The sequence below is a fragment of the Desulfurobacterium thermolithotrophum DSM 11699 genome, assembly GCF_000191045.1.
In the GTDB taxonomy this organism is placed as follows: Bacteria; Aquificota; Aquificia; order Desulfurobacteriales; family Desulfurobacteriaceae; genus Desulfurobacterium; species Desulfurobacterium thermolithotrophum.
On record NC_015185.1, the window covers coordinates 1,513,920 to 1,535,368 of the forward strand.

The 21,449-nt window shown below is 35.4% G+C and carries 23 protein-coding genes; 12 read left to right on the forward strand and 11 right to left on the reverse strand.

The window, feature by feature from the left end; genetic code table 11:
• Positions 1-10 precede the first annotated feature (10 nt).
• Genes DESTER_RS08115 through argH form a run of 3 tightly spaced genes read right to left on the reverse strand, consistent with a single transcriptional unit; the run spans position 11 to position 3,237 of the window.
• Positions 11-949: a DUF3800 domain-containing protein gene (locus DESTER_RS08115; RefSeq protein WP_013639089.1), complete on the reverse strand. Its 939-nt coding sequence runs from the start codon at positions 947-949 to the stop codon at positions 11-13.
• 17 nt (positions 950-966) lie between these two features.
• Positions 967-1,830, reverse strand: coding sequence for a transketolase (locus DESTER_RS07785; protein WP_013639090.1), 864 nt, complete (start codon positions 1,828-1,830; stop codon positions 967-969).
• A 21-nt stretch (positions 1,831-1,851) separates the two neighbouring features.
• Positions 1,852-3,237, reverse strand: coding sequence for an argininosuccinate lyase (gene argH / locus DESTER_RS07790; protein WP_013639091.1), 1,386 nt, complete (start codon positions 3,235-3,237; stop codon positions 1,852-1,854).
• 93 nt (positions 3,238-3,330) lie between these two features.
• Between argH and guaB the strand changes: the two genes are divergently transcribed.
• The gene (guaB, locus tag DESTER_RS07795; protein ID WP_013639092.1) at positions 3,331-4,797 is read left to right on the forward strand and encodes an IMP dehydrogenase; all 1,467 of its coding nucleotides are present in this window, start codon (positions 3,331-3,333) and stop codon (positions 4,795-4,797) included.
• Here guaB and DESTER_RS07800 read toward each other — a convergent pair whose 3' ends face one another.
• Positions 4,798-5,352: an HNH endonuclease gene (locus tag DESTER_RS07800; RefSeq protein WP_013639093.1), complete on the reverse strand. Its 555-nt coding sequence runs from the start codon at positions 5,350-5,352 to the stop codon at positions 4,798-4,800.
• Between the two features lie 58 nt (positions 5,353-5,410).
• On the opposite strand from DESTER_RS07800, the gene DESTER_RS07805 reads away from it, so the two are divergent.
• The 5 genes from DESTER_RS07805 to dpdA are packed head-to-tail and all read left to right on the forward strand — an operon-like array spanning position 5,411 to position 10,953.
• Positions 5,411-6,145, forward strand: coding sequence for an N-glycosylase/DNA lyase (locus DESTER_RS07805; protein ID WP_013639094.1), 735 nt, complete (start codon positions 5,411-5,413; stop codon positions 6,143-6,145).
• The gene (locus DESTER_RS07810; protein WP_013639095.1) at positions 6,102-6,527 is read left to right on the forward strand and encodes a DUF6884 domain-containing protein; all 426 of its coding nucleotides are present in this window, start codon (positions 6,102-6,104) and stop codon (positions 6,525-6,527) included. Before DESTER_RS07805 ends, DESTER_RS07810 begins: the two co-directional genes overlap by 44 nt.
• Before the next feature lie 46 nt (positions 6,528-6,573).
• Positions 6,574-8,730: a UvrD-helicase domain-containing protein gene (locus DESTER_RS07815; RefSeq protein ID WP_041737543.1), complete on the forward strand. Its 2,157-nt coding sequence runs from the start codon at positions 6,574-6,576 to the stop codon at positions 8,728-8,730.
• Entirely contained in the window at positions 8,696-9,616 is a 921-nt protein-coding gene (locus tag DESTER_RS07820; RefSeq protein ID WP_013639097.1) for a PD-(D/E)XK nuclease family protein, read from the forward strand. The genes DESTER_RS07815 and DESTER_RS07820 overlap by 35 nt, the downstream gene beginning before the upstream one ends.
• Before the next feature lie 44 nt (positions 9,617-9,660).
• On the forward strand, positions 9,661-10,953 hold the full coding sequence (gene dpdA / locus DESTER_RS07825; protein ID WP_013639098.1) for a tRNA-guanine transglycosylase DpdA: 1,293 nt from the start codon (positions 9,661-9,663) through the stop codon (positions 10,951-10,953).
• Here the strand turns inward: dpdA and DESTER_RS07830 are convergent.
• From DESTER_RS07830 to DESTER_RS07860, 7 genes are read right to left on the reverse strand one after another with little or no spacing between them, the layout of a single operon-like run.
• Entirely contained in the window at positions 10,950-11,747 is a 798-nt protein-coding gene (locus tag DESTER_RS07830; protein ID WP_013639099.1) for a TlyA family RNA methyltransferase, read from the reverse strand. The two genes, dpdA and DESTER_RS07830, sit on opposite strands and share 4 nt — an antisense overlap.
• 20 nt (positions 11,748-11,767) lie before the next feature.
• Entirely contained in the window at positions 11,768-13,051 is a 1,284-nt protein-coding gene (gene rseP / locus DESTER_RS07835; protein ID WP_013639100.1) for an RIP metalloprotease RseP, read from the reverse strand.
• A gap of 55 nt (positions 13,052-13,106) precedes the next feature.
• Positions 13,107-14,051 (reverse strand): DNA polymerase III subunit delta, encoded by a 945-nt coding sequence (gene holA / locus DESTER_RS07840; RefSeq protein ID WP_013639101.1) that lies wholly within the window; start codon positions 14,049-14,051, stop codon positions 13,107-13,109.
• Positions 14,038-14,595 (reverse strand): 4Fe-4S dicluster domain-containing protein, encoded by a 558-nt coding sequence (locus DESTER_RS07845; RefSeq protein WP_013639102.1) that lies wholly within the window; start codon positions 14,593-14,595, stop codon positions 14,038-14,040. Before DESTER_RS07845 ends, holA begins: the two co-directional genes overlap by 14 nt.
• Positions 14,592-15,173 carry a YqaA family protein gene (locus DESTER_RS07850; RefSeq protein WP_013639103.1) on the reverse strand — a complete coding sequence of 194 codons (582 nt, stop codon included), beginning with the start codon at positions 15,171-15,173 and terminating at the stop codon, positions 14,592-14,594. Before DESTER_RS07850 ends, DESTER_RS07845 begins: the two co-directional genes overlap by 4 nt.
• Positions 15,174-15,178: 5 nt before the next feature.
• Positions 15,179-15,934: a 5'/3'-nucleotidase SurE gene (gene surE, locus DESTER_RS07855; protein WP_013639104.1), complete on the reverse strand. Its 756-nt coding sequence runs from the start codon at positions 15,932-15,934 to the stop codon at positions 15,179-15,181.
• On the reverse strand, positions 15,934-16,179 hold the full coding sequence (locus tag DESTER_RS07860) for a nicotinamide mononucleotide transporter (protein WP_013639105.1): 246 nt from the start codon (positions 16,177-16,179) through the stop codon (positions 15,934-15,936). Before DESTER_RS07860 ends, surE begins: the two co-directional genes overlap by 1 nt.
• A gap of 87 nt (positions 16,180-16,266) precedes the next feature.
• On the opposite strand from DESTER_RS07860, the gene selD reads away from it, so the two are divergent.
• From selD to rpmA, 6 genes are all read left to right on the forward strand, one after another.
• Positions 16,267-17,301: a selenide, water dikinase SelD gene (gene selD / locus DESTER_RS07865; RefSeq protein ID WP_013639106.1), complete on the forward strand. Its 1,035-nt coding sequence runs from the start codon at positions 16,267-16,269 to the stop codon at positions 17,299-17,301.
• 11 nt (positions 17,302-17,312) lie between these two features.
• Positions 17,313-18,611, forward strand: a complete 1,299-nt coding sequence (gene rimO, locus DESTER_RS07870; protein WP_013639107.1) for a 30S ribosomal protein S12 methylthiotransferase RimO — start codon at positions 17,313-17,315, stop codon at positions 18,609-18,611.
• A gap of 49 nt (positions 18,612-18,660) precedes the next feature.
• Entirely contained in the window at positions 18,661-19,875 is a 1,215-nt protein-coding gene (locus DESTER_RS07875) for a homocysteine biosynthesis protein (protein ID WP_013639108.1), read from the forward strand.
• 3 nt (positions 19,876-19,878) lie between these two features.
• Entirely contained in the window at positions 19,879-20,772 is an 894-nt protein-coding gene (gene thrB / locus DESTER_RS07880; RefSeq protein ID WP_013639109.1) for a homoserine kinase, read from the forward strand.
• Positions 20,773-20,844: 72 nt separating this feature from the next.
• Positions 20,845-21,150, forward strand: coding sequence for a 50S ribosomal protein L21 (gene rplU / locus DESTER_RS07885; protein WP_013639110.1), 306 nt, complete (start codon positions 20,845-20,847; stop codon positions 21,148-21,150).
• 13 nt (positions 21,151-21,163) lie between these two features.
• On the forward strand, positions 21,164-21,418 hold the full coding sequence (gene rpmA, locus DESTER_RS07890) for a 50S ribosomal protein L27 (protein WP_013639111.1): 255 nt from the start codon (positions 21,164-21,166) through the stop codon (positions 21,416-21,418).
• Positions 21,419-21,449 lie beyond the last annotated feature (31 nt).

Below are 21,449 nucleotides of genomic sequence, written 5' to 3' on the forward strand. Positions count from 1 at the left end.
GCCCCAGGTCCTATGTGCCATTTGCCTGCTCTTTCTTCAATGTTTCCATCATAGCTCTAAAGCCAGATAAGTAAAAATCTCCAAACATAACATCAAAAGCTTTTTCTCTATAACACAGAAAAGTTACAATACTTTTTGTCTTGGAAAGGAAGAACAAAAAATCTTCTGCAATTGCTTTAAACAACTTTCCTTTGTCAACAAAAAAACCTTTAGTTTCCTGAAACTCTAAAGCAATATTAAACAAAAATAGAACAATATCAGAAAGTTGGTTAAATACAGAAAAGCTTGAATTAACATAATGAATATTGTCAATTACTGCATAAATTTGACTTTCAAACTTATATTTAAGAGATATTATAGGTTCAAAACTATACTCACCAAACCTATTAAGCTTTTCAAAGTAAACCCTTCTTATTAAAAAGGAAAGCTTAATCCCTCCCTTCCTTCCAGTAAGGTTATTTCTATTTAAAAGTTCCTTTATACTCTTAATATCCTTTTCTAGCTCATCAGCTATTACAAGTCCATATTTACCTCGCTGCAATAGAAAACTATCAAGAGCATAAAAAAATGCGTAAATAGCAGAAGCTATCTTTTCCAAATCAGACTTAAACAGATTAGTATCCTTGTAGACCAATCCTAAAATTAAAGGAACATTAAATTTTGCTAGAAGCTGCAAAACTTCTTTAAAAAATTCTTTTTTCTTTTCAAAATCTAAATCTTTAAACTGTTTTCTTCCATAAAAAATATCTCCAGTATGAATTTCAGTCTCATATATATTATTAATCCCCAAAATTTCTTTACACATAGATTTAAAAGCATTCTCAATTAAATGGTGTTTTTCTACTTCTACAGCAAGTCCTCCATAAAGAAAACAAGGACCATCACGGTAAAAACCTTCTTCATTTTTCTTAAGCTCCTTTCCACTTTCATCTGTATAGACAAGAAACACTACTCCTTCCTCCAAGGTTATACAATCCCTCCAAGTTCTTTTAAAGCTTCCTTGAGTAAGTCTGGTGGTAGAGCTTTTCCATGCCACTCAGCTCTGTTTTCCATAAAGGAAACACCCTTGCCTTTAACAGTTTTAGCAACAATCATTGTTGGTTTGTACTTTACCGTATCTGCTTCGTCAAGAGCTCTCTTTATTTCTTCAAAATCGTGACCGTTTATTTCTATGACATGCCAACCAAAAGCCTTCCACTTTTCCATTGCAGGATATATTGACATAACTTCATCAACTGGACCATCAATTTGAAGATTGTTGTTATCAAGAATTACACAGAGATTATCAAGGTTATAGTGAGATGCTGCCATTGTTGCTTCCCAAACACTTCCCTCTTGTGCTTCTCCATCACCAATCATGCAGTACACTTTACTATCAAGCTTGCTAAGCTTTAATCCAAGCGCCATTCCAACAGCAGCACCAATTCCATGTCCAAGAGATCCTGTGTTTATCTCAACTCCAGGAGTCTTATTCATATCCGGATGTCCCTGAAGATCTCCGTCAAGTTTTCTGAACTCATTTAGTTTTTCAAGAGGAAAATATCCAGTTCTTGCAAGAACTGAATAAAGTGCAGGACAAACATGACCTTTTGAAAGAACAAACCTGTCTCTCTTTTCCCACTTTGGATTTTCGGGATTGTGTCTCATTTTGTAGTAGTAGAGGGTAACAATTACATCTGTGGCAGACATTGCACCACCAGGATGACCTGAATTCACGGCAGAAGTCATTTTTAAAATGTCCTTTCTAACTTCTCTAGCAATTGCTCTTAGCGTAACTTCGTCAATATCTCTATTTCTTTCTAAGAAAAACGTTGGTTCAAATCTAATCATTTTTAGACCTCCTAAAATCCTTTAAAATCCTTCTTCCTCTTTAATCTTCCTTATCTCGGATAAAACCTGTTCCTTGGCAGTCCCACCTATTATATTCCTGCTGTTAACAGAACCTTCCACACTCATAAGCGAAAGAACATCTTCATTAAATTTATCCGAAAACTGTTTGAACTCTTCAAGCGTTAAGTTTTCAAGACTCTTTCCTTTGTTAAGGCAATAAGCCACAAGCTCTCCAACTATTCTATGAGCCTCTCTAAATGGAACTCCTTTTTTAGCAAGATAGTCAGCTACATCAGTTGCAAGAGAAAAACCTTTTTTAGCTTGCTCTTTCATCCTTTCTTTTCTTGGTTTCATTCCTCCTACAATTTTTGCGTTAACTTTAAGAGCAAGCTTTACTGTATCTATTGCATCAAATAGAGGTTCTTTATCTTCTTGCAAATCTCTATTGTAGGTTAAAGGAAGTCCTTTAAGAATTGTCAAAATTGCCATCAAATCTCCATATACTCTTCCTGTTTTACCACGAGTGAGCTCTGAAACATCAGGATTCTTCTTTTGAGGCATAATTGAACTACCTGTACAAAAAGCATCCGGGAGCTCTATAAATCCAAATTCTTCTGTTGACCACAAAACAAGTTCTTCAGAAAGCCTTGAAAGATGCATCATAACCATCGCACAGTTAAAAATCGTTTCAGCAATAAAGTCTCTGTCACTAACAGCATCCATACTGTTTCTTGTTACATCAGTAAAACCAAGCAGTTTAGCAGTAAACTCTCTATCCAACGGATAACTTGTACCCGCAAGTGCAGCAGAACCTAAAGGCGAAATGTTAACTCTTTTTAGAGTATCTTTGAACCTTTCAGCATCCCTTTTAAACATATGGTAGTAAGCAAGCATGTGGTGAGCATAAAGAACTGGCTGTGCAATTTGAAGATGAGTATACCCAGGCATAACAACGTCTAAGTTTTCTTCAGCCTGTTTTACAAAGGCTTTCCTTAATTTTTCAAGAAGCTTTAAAATTTCTTCTATTTCATGTCTTACGTAAAGCCTTACATCTGTTGCAACTTGGTCATTCCTTGATCTTCCTGTATGAAGTTTTCCTCCAACAGAACCTATTTTCTCCGTTAGCCTTTTCTCTACATTCATGTGGACATCTTCAAGCTCTGTCTTCCACTCAAAACTTCCCCTTTCAATTTCCTCAAGAATCTCATTTAAACCCTCAATAATTTTTTCTGCTTCCTCTTTTTTTAAAATTCCTTGTTTTTCAAGCATTTTGACATGAGCAATACTTCCAGCTATGTCAAAAGGTGCAAGTCTTTTATCGTAAGAAACAGACTCTGTGAATTTCTCAACTAACTCATCTGTAGACTCTTTAAACCTTCCACCCCAAAGCTTTTTCCCTTCTGCCACAATTGCCTCCTTTAATTTGCGCAATTCTATCAAACAAGTTGCCTTTAGTTTATCTGAAACCTATAATTTCAAAAAGCTTTCATGGAGGAAAATATGCTCGAAAAAGGTATAAAGGAAGCCCTCACTTTTGATGATGTTTTATTAGTTCCAAACTACTCTGAGGTTCTTCCAACTCAAGTTGATGTAAGGACAAAGCTCACCAAGAAAATCACACTAAACATACCAATAATGAGCGCTGCAATGGACACTGTTACAGAAGCTGAACTTGCTATTGCTATCGCAAGAGAAGGTGGAATAGGAATCATTCACAAGAACCTGTCTATTGAAGAACAAGCAGAAGAAGTTGACAGAGTTAAAAGATCCGAAAGTGGAATGATCGTCAAGCCAGTTACAGTTTCTCCTGATCAAACAATAGCTGATGCAGAAGGTTTAATGAGAAAGTACAAAATTTCTGGTCTACCTGTAACAGACGAAAACGGAAAACTTCTTGGAATTATTACAAATAGAGATATCAGATTTGTAAAAGACTACACCAAAAAAATCAAAGAAGTAATGACAAAAGAAAACCTTAAGACTGTACCTGTAGGAACAACCCTTGAAGAAGCAAAAGAAATCCTTCATAAGTACAAAATAGAAAAATTGCCTGTAGTTGATGAAAACGGTTATCTTAAAGGACTTATAACAATTAAAGACATTGAGAAAAAAGAAAAGTATCCTAATGCATGTAAAGACGACCTTGGCCGCTTAATGGTAGGTGCTGCCATTGGTGTTGGTCCTGAAGGGTTTAAAAGAGCAGAAGCTCTTATTGAAGCAGGTGTTGATGTAATTGTTATTGACACTGCACACGGACATTCAAAAGGCGTCATAGAAATGGTAGAAAAAATAAAAGGTCTTTATTCTGATGTTGACGTAATTGCCGGAAACGTTGCTACTCCTGAAGGTACAGAAGCTCTTATAAAGGCAGGAGCTGACGCAGTAAAAGTAGGAATTGGCCCCGGTTCTATTTGTACAACAAGAGTTGTGGCTGGTGTAGGAGTTCCACAACTTACAGCAGTTGCTCAGTGCGCTGAAGTTGCCGATAAGTATGATATCTCAATCATTGCAGACGGTGGAATCAAATTCTCAGGTGATATTGCAAAAGCAATTGGAGCTGGCGCAAGAGCTGTAATGATTGGAAGTCTTTTTGCTGGAACAAAGGAAAGTCCAGGAGAGCTCGTACTTTATCAAGGAAGAAGCTATAAAGTTTACAGAGGTATGGGATCACTTGGAGCAATGAAGAGAGGTAGTAAGGATAGGTATTTCCAATCTGAAGTTGAAGAGAAAAAGCTTGTTCCAGAAGGTATTGAGGGAATGGTTCCATATAGAGGTCCTCTTGCCGATACTATTCACCAACTTGTAGGTGGACTTAGAGCTGGAATGGGTTACTGCGGAGCAGCTAACATTGAGGAAATGAGAAAGAAAGCAAGGTTTGTAAAGATTACTTCAGCAGGTCTAAAAGAATCCCACGTTCACGATGTCATAATTACCAAAGAAGCTCCAAACTACTGGATAGAAAGATAATTAACGGCTCCCTTCGGGGAGCTTTTTTTTATCAACAATTATTCCATAAAGAGAGAGTGCCTCTAAAAATTCTCTGTTTATTTTGTTTCTCCACCTGTTCAAAGCTATCTGAAAACTTGAAGGTCTCTTAGGTTTGTAAAGTAATGGCATCCCTGCTTCCTCTGGAAGTCTATTTCCTTTTTTCTGATTGCATTCATTACAACAAGTCACAAGATTTGTCCAGCTCCATGTTCCACCACGACTTTTTGGAAGAACATGGTCAATAGTAGCATTGTTATCCTTTACAATTTTCCCACAATAAGCACAAGTAAAATTATCTCTTATAAAAACAGCTCTTCTTGTTGGAGTAGGCGACTGCCAGTGTCTTAAAAGGACGGGAATTCTGATAACAAGAGGAGCTGGATAGTCCATAGTTGGAGAAGAAAGTTTTATACTTTTATAATACTGCAGGACTTCACATTTATTAAGAAGGTCAAGAATAAAAGCTTTCTTGTGGGAAAAAATGGAAACAGGAGTATAGGTTCTGTCAAGAACCAAAACAGGATGTAGTTTCATTTTCCAATCTCCTAAAGGTTAAACTATTATATATTCCAGAATTTCAAAAGGAGCAATTATGGAAAACTTGCTAAAAGTCTTAAAAGAATTCTCAAAAGAAGATATAGAAAAGCTTGAATCATTTGATAGACAGTACAAAGCACTTGAGAAACTTCATAAAGAAATAAAGAATCCGCAAGATTTCCTTAAACTTGTCGTAATCAACGCGCTTATGTCCTATCAGCTTCAAATGAAGGGAGAAAAGTATTGGGAAACCTTTTCAGAATTTTTCTCAGAAAGTCCTGAAATCGAAAGATTTGAAGAGTTTATTAAGACTAACAACAAGCGGTTCTTAAATGCAAAACTTAAAAGATTACATAAGGTTATAAAATGTGTTAAAAAACTCTTTTCAAACTACTCTCTAACGGATCTGGGTAAAGATTTAACAATTCTAGTGAAAGAACTTTCAAAGTGCCTCAATCAGAAAATAGACAGCAAAACAGTTGTCTTTGCTGCAAAGATGTTTATGTACGGCTACCGTATAGCATTTGGTAAAAATCCAGAGAAACTGGAAGAAATAGCAATTCCAATAGATTCAAGACTTTCAAAAATAAGTTCTGATAAAAACTTTTGGAAAAAGCTTTCCGAAAAATCTAGAATACCTCAAATAAGACTTGATGCAGTTTTGTGGATACCGATGGGACTGGAAGAAAGTTCCTTGAAAGAACTTCCAGAGAAACTTAAATTTAAGCTCAGGAGGATTACAGAGCTTGTTAAGAAAAAGAATAGCTCTTGTAACAGCTTGCGGAAATAAAAAAGAAGAAACTCCACAAAAAGCGTGGAAGCTATATAAGTCTGCAAGAGTAAGACACCTTTATAGACGTTCAAAAGAACTAAATCTTCCATTTTTTATTATCAGTGCAAAGTATGGTCTTATAAGTGCTGATGAGGTTATAGAACCTTACAACGCAGTTATGACAGATGAAAAGTGCGAAGAACTGAAAGAAAAGATACTGTCTAAACTGAAAGACTTTGACGTTATCATATACTATAGGGGTGGAGCTCGGAAAACCTACTTAGACTGTATTTCTGAAGTTGCTAAAGAGCTCGGAAAAGAGTTAATAGTTTTTGGTTACGGAAATATGGGAGATATAGGAAAGTTAGCAGATATTTTGGAAGAATACGGGGAAAGATAAGACCGTGGGGGAATTTTTAAATATGTTGTCATCGGAAGAGTTCTTTTTGTCAGTTGAGAAATTTTCTGAAAAAAAATTAAATGATAAACAGAAAGAAGCGATAATTTATACAAAAGGTCCTCTCAAAATTATTGCCGGTCCAGGTTCTGGTAAAACGGAGGTTTTAGTCCTTAAAGCTCTGTATCTGATAACTGTAAAAGGAGTAAATCCAAAATCCATATTTTTAGTTACTTTTACAAGAAAAGCATCCGAAGAATTCCTTTCAAGATTTGTAAACTATGCAGGAGCTCTAAAAGAAAAACATCCGGAACTCTCTTTTGAACCCTACGATATCTACTCCGGAACTCTCCATTCCTTAGCCATAAGAATAATGGACGAATTCCAGTACAGTAAATTTGAAAAATACAGACTCCTTGGAGATTTTGAAAGAGAAATCTTCATATTCAAGAACTTTTGCAGAATCATAAAATCTCCCAAGCTTTTATCATTTTTTAGTTTTTTTGAGGATGAAGAGAAAACCAAAGAGAAAAGTGAGGAGGAACTTCTACATGATAGGCTTTCCCTTCTCTCTTTCCTGTTTGACTTTATTCCACAAAATCTTATTCTCTCAAAAAAGTTAGTAAAAGAAAAAGGCTATGATAATAATAGTAGAGTTCGCTTGATCGCTGGTAAACTTTACAGGAAATATACTGATTTACTTGCAAAAGAAAATTACATAGACTATACACATATAGAATGGCTTTTTCTTCAGTTTTTAAATTCAAATTCAGAAGAAAGTAAACTTTTCATTGAAGGTGATGGCACAGAATACTTTCCAGGAATTAGATATATTTTAGTTGATGAATATCAAGACACAAATCCCTTAGACGAAAAAATCTACTTTACCTTAGCCAAGAGAAGTAAAAACCTTACGGTTGTTGGAGATGACAATCAGTCTCTCTACCGTTTTAGAGGAGCCGTCGTTGACTGCTTTATAAACTTTGAAAAGTCATGTAAAGATATTTTAGGTGAAAAAGCAGTTAGAGTAGAACTCCTTAAAAACTATAGATCGGACAAACAGATAGTAGCCTTTATAAACTATTTCCTGAAGAAACACAAAGAGTACAGCGATTATAAATCTGCATGGAAGAAACTCTCTATTGAGAAAAAAATCCTCTTTTCTTCAGGAATTGAGGTCTATAAAACAACAGAAAACTCCGTAATAGAGATAGAGGGAGATGAAGAAGAACTGGCAGAAAAGTGCTACTATCTCGTAAAGGAACTAAAAAGTAGAGGTATTATTTCTAAATACTCTGATGTTGTTCTTTTACTCCCGAGCACACGAGAAGACAAATTTGCAGGAGAAATTAGACAAACTTTCGAGAAAAAAGGAATTCCCGTTTACAACCCAAGAGCAAAATCCCTTATTTACCAAAAAGAAATTGGCGTAATGCTTGGAGCTCTCCTTAATATCCTTCCAGAAGAATCTAATATTCCAAACAGCTTGAAAGAGACCATCTCCTTCTGGAAAGAAACATTTGAAAGAGAAAGCTCAGAAGAGTTAAAAAAGAAAGTAAAAGAACTCTCTTCTACCATCAACCCGGAAAATCTCAATATTTTGGAACTCTTTTACCAGCTTCTATCCTATGAACCACTCAAAAGTTTTAAAGAGAACATCTTAACCTCTGCAAATCTTGCAAGGTTGAGTCAGCTCATTTCATCATTTTCACAGATGGTGGAAGAAAGAAATTCTTTAATCTCAGAGTTCTTCAGAACTTTTCTTTTTATTCTGTCAACTAAAAGTGCAGACCTTCAGGAAGTAAAAGAAGTTCCTCAAGATATGTTTCCGATAATGACAATCCATCAGTCAAAGGGACTTGAGTTCCCAATCGTTATCGTTGGAGATCTTGACAACATCTCTGGAGACTGGAAACTTGGAAAAATGGAAGAACTCTTTGAAAGGTTCCTTAAAAATTACACAAAAGGATTTAGCTGGGAAAGAAACACCTTAGATGCTGTAAGGAAGTTTTATGTAGCTTACTCAAGGGCTCAATACTGCCTCATAATTCTCAAAAAGAAAGAAGTTGAACCTTATAGTGATAGAAGACCATGGAAAACAGCTGCATTTCCGGGATTTAATCTTAATTGGCACAAAACATTCTCTAAAAAATTTCAGAGGAAAATAAAAGATGACGAAAGACCCAAAAATAAAAAGACTTCTTGATGGACTTTCGGAATTTGTAAGAGAAAGGGAAGTTCCCCTTACTCAGAAGGAAAAAAGAATAAAAAATAGATACACAATTACAGGAGATATAATTTCTTACTCTATCTGCCCAAGACAGTATGGCTTTTACAAATTTCTCGGCTATGCTCCCTCAAATCCCACGCAGGAATGGTATGGAAGTATCATTCATAGATTCTTAAAAAGAGCTCATCTGTTCTTTCTAAAAACAGGAAGGGTCGTAAACGATGAAGAGATAGAGAGGATTTTCTACCTAATAGAAAAATCAATGGAGGCAGAAGGGGTAAAAGCTACAAACAAAAAGGTCAAAGAAAGTGCTATAAAAGTTCTTCAAAAGTTCTGTAGCATTGAAGGAGAAGAGTTTTTTAAGTCTATAATTGAAGCAGAGCTCCGTCTCATAAAGGAACTTGACAACTTTATCCTTTACGGAATAATTGACGTCCTTAGAACAGAAGGAGAAAAAATAGAGATATGGGACTACAAAGGAATGGAAAAACCCGATGAAACAACCCCTTATGGAAGAGAAAAACTAAATAGGTACAAAAAACAGATGTACGTTTACGGTTTTCTTTCTAAGGAAAAAACTGGAACATTTCCAGATAAAGCAGTCCTTTACTTTATGAACGAGCTCCTTAAAGGAAATTTAGAAAAAGCCCATTTCATTATTGACTTCCGGAAAGAAGAAATTCAGAATGAAGTTGAAAACTTTATAGAAGAATTCAAAAAAATAGTGGAAGAAATAGAAGAATCCCAGAAGACAAATAACTGGAGACTTCCGAAAAACATAGATAAAAATACCTGTAAACAGTGCGATTTTAGATGGGACTGTCCAAAATTTCTATCACTTAAAGAAGAGCAAGTGATATAATCGTCTTCTAATTTTTCTAGAGCTTTCAAAAGCGAGTCGATAAAATGAAATACTTTTTACCATACTGGGAAGATTGGGTTCACGCCGATTTTGACCCTATAAGTGATACCTATTCAAAAGGTGGATTTAAAAACTCTATATTTGCTCATGAACTTTTAGAGACTACTCCTTACGACGGTATTCTCGTTAGTCTTGGGATGTTTAAATTAAAGCTTAAGCTAATAAAGAGAAATGGTAAACCTTCAATTAGGGGATATCAAAATATCAAAAAGTATCTGAGAGTTCCGGAAAACTTTCCAGTAATTGGAGACTGTGGAGCTTTTACTTACGTTAATGAAAAAGAACCTAAAATTTCTGTAGAAGAAGCTATTTATCATTACGAAAGTTTAAAGTTTGACTACGGAATTTCTGTTGATCACATCTGTTCTGAAACTATTGTTGTAGAAAAAGAAAAAGTAAAACTCTTTTCTTTCAAAGAAGCTAAGGAATCTAAGGATAAGATAAAACTTTTTCTTTCTGAAAAAGAATTAGAACTTAGAAGACAAACGAGCATAGAAAACGCCTGGAATTTCCTGAAGTTATCAAAGGGAAAAAACTTTATTCCCGTTGGAGCCGTTCAAGGCTATACAATAGAAACTTACTTAGACAGCGCTAAAAAACTCATAGACTATGGATATGAGTACTTAGCAATTGGCGGACTTGTTCCAAGAAAAACAGAGTTTATATCAGAGCTCCTTGATAGACTCTATAAAGAATTTGATACAGAGAAAATAAAGATTCATCTGCTTGGAGTTTTGAGAGAAGAGCTCTTAACAAAAATGATAAAGTACAACATCTACAGTTTTGATAGTGCTTCTTACTACAGAAAGGCTTGGCTTAGAGCTGCTCAAAATTACTTAGGAGTAGATGGCAAATGGTACGCTTCTATAAGAGTCCCTGACTGCCATAACATAAGACTTCGAAAAAAGATACTGAGCTCTGGATTAAGCTTTCCTGCTATCGAAAAAATGGAACAGAAAATTCTTAAAGGTTTGAGAGATTACGATAAAGGTACTTTAAAGGAAGTTGATTGCCTCTTAGAAGAAATTATGAATTACGATAAACTTTTTTTTAGAGATGACTTTAAAGAGGAAAAATACTCAAAACTTTACAAAGAGCTCCTTGAAAGTAGAGTCTGGAAGGAGTGTAGCTGTGAAATATGCTCTAAGTTGGGTATAGATGTTGTTATATTTAGAGGAAGTAATAGAAACAAACGAAGAGGTTTTCATAATACTTTAATGTTCTACAGGAAATTTAGAGCTCTCTTAGAAAAACAACCTACAAAGGTTGTTTATTAATCTTCTTTGCTCACAACACCAAGAATGTCCTCTTCTTTCACTTTATCATCTTCCATGATTTGTGAAAGCAGAACCAAAAACTCTTTATTACCTTTCGGACCTCTTGGTTTTGAAAGAGTCAGATTCTCAGGATAAAGTCCAATTTCCCGTGAAAAGTTCAAAATTTTTTCTATTGCTTTTTTATGAAGCTCCGAATTTCTTATTACCCCTTTTCCTCTATCAACCTCTTTTTTAGTTAACTCAAACTGTGGTTTTATTAAAGCAACAATTTTCCCTTCTGACTTTAAAAACTGCTTTACTACAGGCAAAATCTTTGTAAGTGAAATAAAAGAAACATCAATAACTATCAGATCAACCTTTTCAGGTATTTCTTTTTCTGTTAAATACCTTGCATTAAACTGTTCAATTGAAATTACCCTTGGATCGTTCCTCAGTTTCCAGTCAAGCTGGCCTTTTCCAACATCCACAGCGTAAACTTTTTTAGCTCCGTGCTGCAAGAGACAATCGGTAAATCCACCGGTGGATGCTCCAATGTCAAGACAAGTAAAACCTTCTACTTTGAGTTCAAACTCTTTTATAGCAGTTTCAAGTTTTAAACCACCTCTTGAAACGTAAGGAATATCATCCCCTTTAATTTCTATAACAGCGTCGGGAAGAACCGACGCCCCAGCCTTATCAACTACTTGCCCGTTTACCAAAACCTTTCCAGCCATTATGAGAGCTTTTGCCCTTTCTCTACTCTTTACCAGTCCCTTTTCTACAAGAAGTTTATCTAAACGTTCCTTCTTGCTCATATTCCCCTTCTTGAAATTTCTTAATTTAACAATCTCATTATATCGTTGTAGAAAACAATAATCATAAGAAACGCAAGGATTGCAAATCCAACCTGTTGAAATCTTTCCCTAAATTCCATTGAAAGAGGTCTTCTCCTTATCATTTCTATAAGAAACATCAAGATAAGTCCACCATCAAGAACTGGAAGAGGAAGAAGGTTAAAATAACCAAGCTGAAGACTTATAAAACCCATAAAATAGAGGAAATTTGACATACCAGCTTCTGCTGCCTTTCCTGCAACTTCAGCAATCATTATAGGACCACCAAGACTCTTCATAGAAGCCTGTCCTGTTATTAGCTTATAGAGAAATGCAAAGAAAAGGGAAGTTTCTGCTTTAAATTCTTCAACTCCTTTCTTTATTGCCTCTATAAAAGGATATTTAACAAATGTCATGTCCATTTTTGGAACAATACCAATGGTATAACGTTTAAATTTGTCGTTAAACTGAGGAGTAACAGAAACTACAACCCTTTTATCTTTTCTAAGAACCAAAATTTTCAAAGGTTTTCCATCACTTTTACCAATTATTTTTACAACTTGTTCCCAGCTCACTATGTCTTTTCCGTTAATTGAAAGAATTATATCTCCCGGCTTAAGTCCTGCTTTTTCAGCAGGTGAACCGGAAACAACCTTTCCAATTATTGGCTTTATAGCAGGAACAACATCAAGAGTACCAATCCCATTTTTCTCCTCAACTCCTGTATGAACTTTTAAATCCAAAACTTCTCCATTTCTTTTTACTTTAAGAAGTAAATCTTTATTTGGATTAAGAGCTACAATCTGTGTAAAGTCTTTCCAGTTTTTTACAGGTTCTCCGCCAGCAGAGATTATTACATCCCCAGGTTTTAGAGGAATTTTTTCTGAAAGAACTGTCCCAACCTTTGCCATTTCAAGTTGATATGTAGGAACGTAACGGCCTATAGAAAACGTAAAAGCAAAAAAAGCAATTGCAAGAACAAGATTCATTATAGGTCCAGCAAGTGCAATAATTATTCTCTGCCATGGAGGTTTAGCATAAAAGTCATAAGGATTTTTTGCAGGTTCGTCTGGATTTTCTCCTGACATTTTTACGTATCCGCCAAGAGGAATAAGACTAATTGTGAACTCTGTATCCAAGCAGTTAAACTTAAAAAGTTTAGGTCCAAAACCAATAGAAAAAGTTTCTACTTTAACTTTGAAAAATCTTGCTGCAAGAAAATGACCGAGCTCATGAACAAAAATAAGAACTCCCAAAGCTATAATGAAGTAAAGAAGTGTTTGCATATAACCTCCTTTCTCTAATTTGTTAGCGTTAATGCAATGTTATAATCTACTCATATTAATAGGAAAATACAATTGACTTAAGAGCATCCTCTCCAGAAACTTCTCCTCTTTTTACAGCAAATTCTTTTTCGTGAAGTGTTTTTAAAAGGAAAAGGAGCTCTAAAAGTTTTTTCTTTTGCAAAATAGCTTTATATTTTTGTAAAACTTCTCTTGGAAGTTTTACCTGAATTCCATTTGCTAAACTTATGATTTGTCTTAGCTGAGTTTGTAAAAGTCCTATAATGGATAAAGGCTCTCCACCACAATTAAGAAGAATCTCTACTTGTTCTAAGAATTTTCTCCTATTTCCCTCAAGCAGAGGAAAAATCAGTTCAAAGACATTTACTTTACCACTTGAAAAGAGGAGAAGCTTTACAGATTCGGGAGTAAGTTCGTCCGGATACAAAATTAGTTTATCTGTTTCGTTTCGAAGTTCCCTTAAATCTGTCCCAACAGTCTCAACTATAAGTTTTAAAACTTCTGGAGTTATTTTTTTCCCAGCAGAATCAAACTTCTTCTTAAGCAGTGAATAGATTGCTTTTTCTGAATACCTTTCAGAAACAACAGTAGCATCAATAAATTTTTGGATTGCCGAAAATAACTCACTTTTAAGCTTCTTATAGTCAAGTTCTTCCATAGAAACAAGAATAAACTCATCAAAAGTTTTAATAGTATTTAAAAACCTTTCCTTGTCTACTTTCTTTCTTAAAACTTCGTTTAGTCTTTCTACGTTCAAAACCACTGGAACCGGCGATTTTCCAAAAAGAGAAGTCCCTGTAAAGTTGAAAAAACTATCGATATTTTCATCAACGTAAAACTTTTCGATATCTATTACTTCAGAAACTTTCTTTAAAAACTGCTCAGTAAGGTAAGCTTCCTCTCCATGAATTAAAACTTTTTTAAAAGGAAGTTTCCCTGTCTTTAACTGTTTTAAAACATCTTGTACTTTAACTACCTTCATCTACCTTTACTTTAACCAGTTTTATAGATTTTGGAGTTGTCGGACATGCATGAATACATCTACCACAACCAAGACAATGTTTTTCATGAAACTCTGGATGTGTAAAGTCTATTAGAGTTATAGCTTTATCCATTTGAGGACACGACCAATAACAAGTTTGACAAAATACACTTTGAAATGCAACACACTTACTCTTATCTAGTCGTGCTACATATTTAAACTTTTGGAGATTTTCTTTCTTCAATGCTCCTGAAGGACAGACATTAATACAGGAATAACACATTTCGCAAAAGTTATTTTCAAAATTCATAAAAGGAGTATCAAGAACTATTGGATTCATCCCTTTCACTTTATCAAGAACTCCTGTTTGACAGGCTTCAACACATTTTCCACACTTATCACAGAGTGAAACAAAAGTATCCTCATCAAGACTTCCAGGCGGTCTTATAAATTCTTTGTTAGGCTTAGATACCTCATATGTAAATTCGGCAGCAGCCCTTGCAACAGAATCAGCAAGTAGTTTAAAAAATCTTCTTCTGCTCATGGCAATCTACCCTTTTTATATCTTCTATAAACAAGAAATCCAATAATTAAGAACACACCTACTACAGTAAAAAGAATGTTTAGATTGTGAAGAACAAAATGCTTTACTTGAGCTCCATAAAAGTAAAAAAGAGCTGCTTCTGAGAAAAATCTCAAACCTCTTCCAATAATCGAAAAAACTATTAACTTCTTTAAGCTTGCAAAAAGAATTCCAGAAGTCACAGTAAAAACTTTATAAGGAATAGGAGTAAAACCAGCAAGAAGAACAATTAAACCTTCGTATGACTCATAGAGTCTATGAACTTTTTTAACCTTATCCTCACCAAACAGCTTAAAAGCTAAAGGTTTTCCACCAAAATACCCAAGATAATAGCCCCCAACACCTCCAAAAGAAGAAAAAAGAGTAGCTATGAAAGCGTAGAGAAAAGCATTCTGCGGATCTGCTACGCAGAGCGTAATTAAAAGAACGTCAGGAGGTATAGGAAAGAAAATAGCTTCAATAAAAGCATTAAACGCAAGTCCATAAATCCCGTACTTTAAAGCAAAATCTTGCCAATACTGTAAAGAAAGAATTTCCATTTCACCTACCAACTATAGTTTTGAAGCAAAGAAAGAGCTCTATAATCTGTAAGATCAAGATGAATTGGTGTTATAGAAATGTAGCCATTTTTTATAGCCCAGTAATCTGTACCAGGTTCTGTCTTCCAGTTAGGTTCTTCACCGCCAATCCAGTAATAAACTCTTCCCCAAGGATCCTTTCTTGCTTCAAGTTTTTCGGTATAAGCCTTTCTACCCTGTCTTGTAATTTTTATTCCCTTTATTTCCTTGTATGGAAGATTTGGAATATTAACGTTAAGGCAGCAATTTTCAGGAATTCCTTGTTCGTAAGCCTTTAAAACAATTTTCTTTGCCCACTCTCCAGCAGAATCCCAGTGAAAGTTTTTAAAAGCAGCAAGCGAAAATGCTATAGACGGAATTCCAAGCAAAACTCCTTCCATTGCTACTGAAACAGTTCCTGAATATGTGATATCCTCTCCAAGATTAGGTCCTTTATTAATTCCACCGATAATCATATCAGGCTTTTGACCTTTCATTATTGCATGAACACCTATATAAACACAGCTTGTAGGAGTTCCATCAACAGCATACCAGTTTTCATCCACTTTCTCACATCTTAAAGGTCTATGTAGAGTCAAAGCCCTTCCAACAGCACTTTTTTCTCTGTCTGGAGCTACAACAATAACATCTGCAAATTCAGAAAGCTTTTCGTATAAAATTCTTAACCCTTCTGACCTTATACCATCATCGTTTGAAAGAAGAATTTTCAATCTCTTATCCATTATCCAGTTTCCCCCAAAAAGACCCATCTGATTATACCTACAATTTCAACAATTCCATAGATTATAGAACTCACCATAATTCCATACTGCTTTGTTAAATATCCGTAAGTTGCATAAAGAACAGAAGCTATCAGAGCAACAGGAAAACCAACTTGTGGGAAACCAACAGCAGTAATCAAAAGAGCAACAATACCGGTTATAGAAGCTGTTATTTCAAGAGACTTTTGAAATTTAGTCCTTTCCAAATTCTACTCCTTTAAATTTTTTAAGGATTAAAATATAGGTAAATTCCTTTAAATTCTAGGTATCTTAAAACTTTACAGAGGTTAGACATGGAAAAGTTTAAACTAACAACAACTGTTAGAGCTTCTGGCTGAGGGGCAAAATTGAGCCCGGTCGGGCTTGAGAAAGTTTTAAAAAATCTCAATGTACCAAGGGATAAAAATGTTTTAATTGGAATAGAAACAGCAGAAGATGCCGGTGTTTATAAGTTAACAGAAGATATTGCTCTTGTTCAAACTGCAGATTTCATTACGCCGGTGGTAGATGACCCCTTTGTTTACGGTCAGATAGCCGTTGCCAATGCACTTTCAGATGTTTACGCAATGGGAGGAAAACCAGTAACTGCAATAAATCTTGTTATGTTCGCAAGTTGTAAGGTACCCATGGGATATTTATCAAAAATCCTTGAAGGTGGAGCAGATAAACTCAAGGAAGCTGAAGTTTCCCTAATTGGTGGACATACAGTCGATGATCTTGAGACAAAGTACGGTTTAGCAGTTACAGGAATCGTCCATCCAGAAAAAATCATCAAAAATTCAACTGCAAAACCTAATGATGTCCTTATCTACACAAAACCTCTTGGAATTGGTGTTCTTACAACTGCAATAAAGGCAGACATAGCAAAAGAAGAAGAGGTAGAAGAAGTATCAAATGTAATGACAACTCTTAACAAGTATGCCTCAGAAGCTATGGTAGAAGTTGGAGTAAGTGCTTGTACAGATATAACAGGTTTTGGATTCTTGGGACACTTATACGAAATGATAAAGTATAGTAAAGTTGGCGCTGAGATTTACACAGAAAACTTACTCTTTCTAAAAGGTGCAAAAGAGTATACCTCTATGGGACTTCTTCCAGCAGCTACTTATGAGAATATTGACTATGTAGGTGATTTTGTCGAATTTTCTGAATCTGTTGATGATGATGAGAAGATGCTCCTTTACGATCCTCAAACTTCCGGAGGACTTTTAATAGCAGTTCCAGAAGAAAAGGCAGATGAACTCATAGATAAACTTAAAGAAAAAGGAGTTAAATGGATCCAAAAAGCTGGTAAGATTATTGATGAAGAAAAAATAAAAGTTTTTTAAGAGGTTGCTCTGTGAAAAAGATTGCTGTAATTAGTCTTGGATGTCCTAAAAATTTGGTTGATACGGAAAATATTGTTGGACTTCTTAAGGCAACTGGTAACGTTGTTTTTGTTGATAATTTAAAAGACGCTGACATAATAATCGTAAATACTTGTGGTTTTATTCAACCAGCGAAGGAAGAATCAATAGACGAAATTCTTAATGCAATTGAGGAAAAAAAGGAAAGTCCTGAGAAAAAAGTTGTAGTCGCAGGCTGTTTATATCAAAGATACAAAGAGGAACTAAAAAGGGAGCTCCCTGAAGTTGATGTCTTCATCGGAGTTGACGAAATAGAGAAAAGCGTTGAAAAGATTCTAAACCAGAAGATTGCGGTCCAAAAACCTTATCTATTAAGGGAAATCCTTACTCCTCCTCACATTGCTTATCTGAAAATCTCAGAAGGTTGCTCCAATGCTTGCACCTACTGTGCAATTCCACTCATTAGAGGAAAACTTAAAAGCAGACCGATAGAAGAAGCCGTTGAAGAGGCTAAAAGGCTTGCAGATAAGGGAGTAAAGGAGCTCTACGTCATAGCTCAGGATACAACTGCTTACCTATACGATAAGGGAGAAAAAGAAGGACTTGTTAAATTACTTGAAAAGCTTGAAAAAATTGAAGGAATAGATTGGATAAGATTAATGTACACTTATCCTTCTCACATTTCTGATTCTCTCATTGATTTTGTGGCAAATTCAGAAAAAGTACTAAAGTACTTTGACGTTCCTTTTCAGCACATTAACAACAAAGTTTTGGCTTCTATGGGAAGGAAATACACAAGAAAAGATGCAGAAGTCTTAATTGATAAGTTAAGAAACAGAATACCTGACATTACGCTAAGAACCACCTTTATTATTGGATTTCCCACCGAAGGAGAAAGGGAATTTGAAGAGCTCTTATCCTTCATTAAGGATATTGAGTTTGACTGGGCAGGTTTTTTTAAGTATTCAAGAGAAGAAGATACAGCAGCCTATAAACTGGGAGACATTCCTGATGAGGTAAAAGAATCAAGACTTAACTTAATCGAAGAAGTTCAGTATTCAATTTATGAAAAGAAGCAAATGCAGTTACTAGGAAAAGAATTTGATTTAATTGTTGATTCACCTTCAGAAGAAATGCCCGGATTTGTTGAAGCAAGAAGCTACAAAAATGCTTACGAGATAGATGGAATAGTTTACCTAAAAGGTAATTTCAAACCTGGAGAAATTGTTAAAGCAGAAATTACAGCCTTAGCAAGTAGTGTTGACCTAATTGGGGAACCAATAAATATTTGATAGTCAATAGTTAATTCAAATTTAAAGGAATAGACTGAGGAGAAGAAAAATGAAGCAACAGTTTAAGGTAAATAAAACTTATGAAGAGATAAACGAAAAAATTAGGAAAGGTGAGGCAGTAGTTGTTACTGCTGAAGAAATGATAGAGATAGTTGAAGAGCTCGGTGTGGTAAAAGCAGCAGAAGAAGTTGACGTAGTTACAACAGGTACTTTTGGCGCAATGTGTTCTTCTGGAGCATTTTTAAACGTTGGACACACAAAGCCTCGTATGAAAATGGAAGAAATTTACCTTAATGGAGTTCCTGCTTACGGAGGAATAGCAGCTGTTGACCTTTACATTGGAGCTACAGCACTTCCTGAAAATGATCCAAGAAACGAAGTTTATCCAGGAAAATTTGAATATGGTGGAGCTCACGTAATAGAGGAACTTATAGCCGGAGAAGACATCGAGCTTGAAGCTTATGCCTATGGAACAGACTGTTATCCAAGAAGAGAAATTAAGAAACTCATAAACATAAAAACAATAAATGAAGCAATTCTCTGCAGTCCAAGAAATGCCTACCAAAACTATAATGTTGCAGTTAACAAATCTTCAAGAACTATCTATACATATATGGGAACTCTTAAACCAAACTTTGGAAACGCTACTTATTCAAGCGCAGGTCAGCTAAGTCCTCTTTTAAATGATCCTTTTTTTGAAACAATAGGAATTGGAACAAGAATATTCCTTGGTGGTGGTGTAGGATATGTTGCATTTCACGGGACACAACATGCACCCTTTGGAGTAAAAAGAAATAAAAAAGGACAACCAACTGGCGGTTCAGGAACTTTAATGGTTGTTGGAGATATGAAGCAAATGTCCACAGATTTTATAAAGGCAGCTTCTATCTTAGGATATGGTGTTTCAATGTTTGTTGGAATAGGTATTCCTATTCCGATACTCAATGAGAGAATCGCTTACTATACATCTGTTAAAGATGACGAAATATTTGCTCCTGTTATAGATTATTCTGTTGATTATCCTTCAGGAAATGCAAAACCGATTAAGTATGTAAGCTACGGAGAACTCCGAAAAGGCTTTATTGAAATAGACGGAAAGAAAGTTCCTTCTTCACCACTTTCTTCTTACTATAAAGCAAGAGAAATAGCAAACATACTAAAAGAATGGATAAAGAATGGAGAGTTTGAGTTATCTAAACCAGCTGAAACTCTTCCAGCTCCTGAACCAGACGTTAAAATTGAATACGATGAAAGAAAGGAGTAAGTCATGAAATTCAAAGTTTCTGTTCCAGCTTCAACCAGTAACCTTGGTCCCGGATTTGATGCTCTTGGACTAGCACTAACTCTTTACAATGAATTTATCATTGAACCTTCAGACTTTTATTCTGTGGAAATAGAAGGAGAAGGTGCTAACGAACTTCCAAAAGATGAGAAAAACCTCTTTCTAAGAGCTTATAGAAGTACAATGGAATATTTAGGACTAAACCAGCCAATAAAGGTAAAGCTTATAAATAGAATTCCTTTAGGGAGAGGACTTGGAAGTTCTGCAACAGCAATAGTTGGTGGAATTCTTGCAGCTGAAAAAATATCTGGAAAAGAGCTCTCACTTCCAGAAGTTATTGACGTTGCCTTTAAGTTTGAACCCCACCCAGATAACGTTCTACCAGCTTATACTGGAGGATTTGTTGTAGCAGCAACGAATGGAGATCTTTCCTATGTAAAACTTGACTTCCCAGAAGAATTAAAAGTTATCATTGTCGTTCCTGAGTTATTCCTATCAACTGAAGAATCAAGATCAGTTCTTCCAAATAGCTATACTAAAGAAGATGTAATCTTTAACATCCAAAGAGTTGCTCTTTTCTTAGGAGCTCTTCAGAAAAAAGATTTTGGACTTCTTAAAGAGGCCGTAAAGGATAGAATTCATCAGCCGTATCGTTGCGACCTTATACCGTCTTTTTGGGAAATACTATCAGAAGGATATAAGGCTGGTGCTTACGCAGTTTACCTTTCTGGAGCTGGAAGTTGCATAGGAGCTTTAGCAGATAAAAACTTTGATGAAATAGGAAAGGCTATGTGTAACGTATTTGACGCTTTGGGAATTGAATCTAAATATATTGTTTTGGATGTTGATAAAGAAGGAGCAAGAATAGAAAAAGTTTAAGAAACTTGACCTTTTGGGTTCTATTGGTATAAATTTACCTCTCACTCTCTAACATTGTGCGGAGGTAGTAAAATGTATGCTGTTATAAAAACAGGCGGGAAGCAGTATGTAGTTGAGCCTGGTCAGGTTTTAAAGGTTGAAAAACTCAACCTACCTGAGGGCTCTAGTGTTGAGTTCGAAGCACTCATGGTAAGGGATGACAACGGAGTAAAAGTTGGTGAAGAAGCAAAAGGTGTAAAAGTTAAGGCCACAGTTGTAAGACACGGTAAAGGTAAGAAGATAATTGTATTCAAGTACAAGGCCAAGAAACACTACCAAAGAAAGTACGGTCATCGTCAGCACTTTACAGAGCTCCAGATTAATGAAATCGTAAGCTAATTGGAGGTTTGTCATGGCACATAAAAAAGGTATGGGTTCTACAAAAAACGGAAGAGATTCAATTGGTAAAAGGTTAGGAGTTAAAAGACACGACGGTCAAATTGTAAAAGCTGGACACATTCTCGTAAGACAGAGAGGAACTTCCATTCATCCAGGACTCAACGTTGGAGTTGGAAAGGACTACACACTTTTTGCTCTAAAAGATGGAGTTGTTAAGTTCGAAACAAGAAGAAACAAGAAGTTTGTAAGCGTATATCCTCTTCAGTAATTTATTTCCCCGCTTTTTAGCGGGGTTTAGT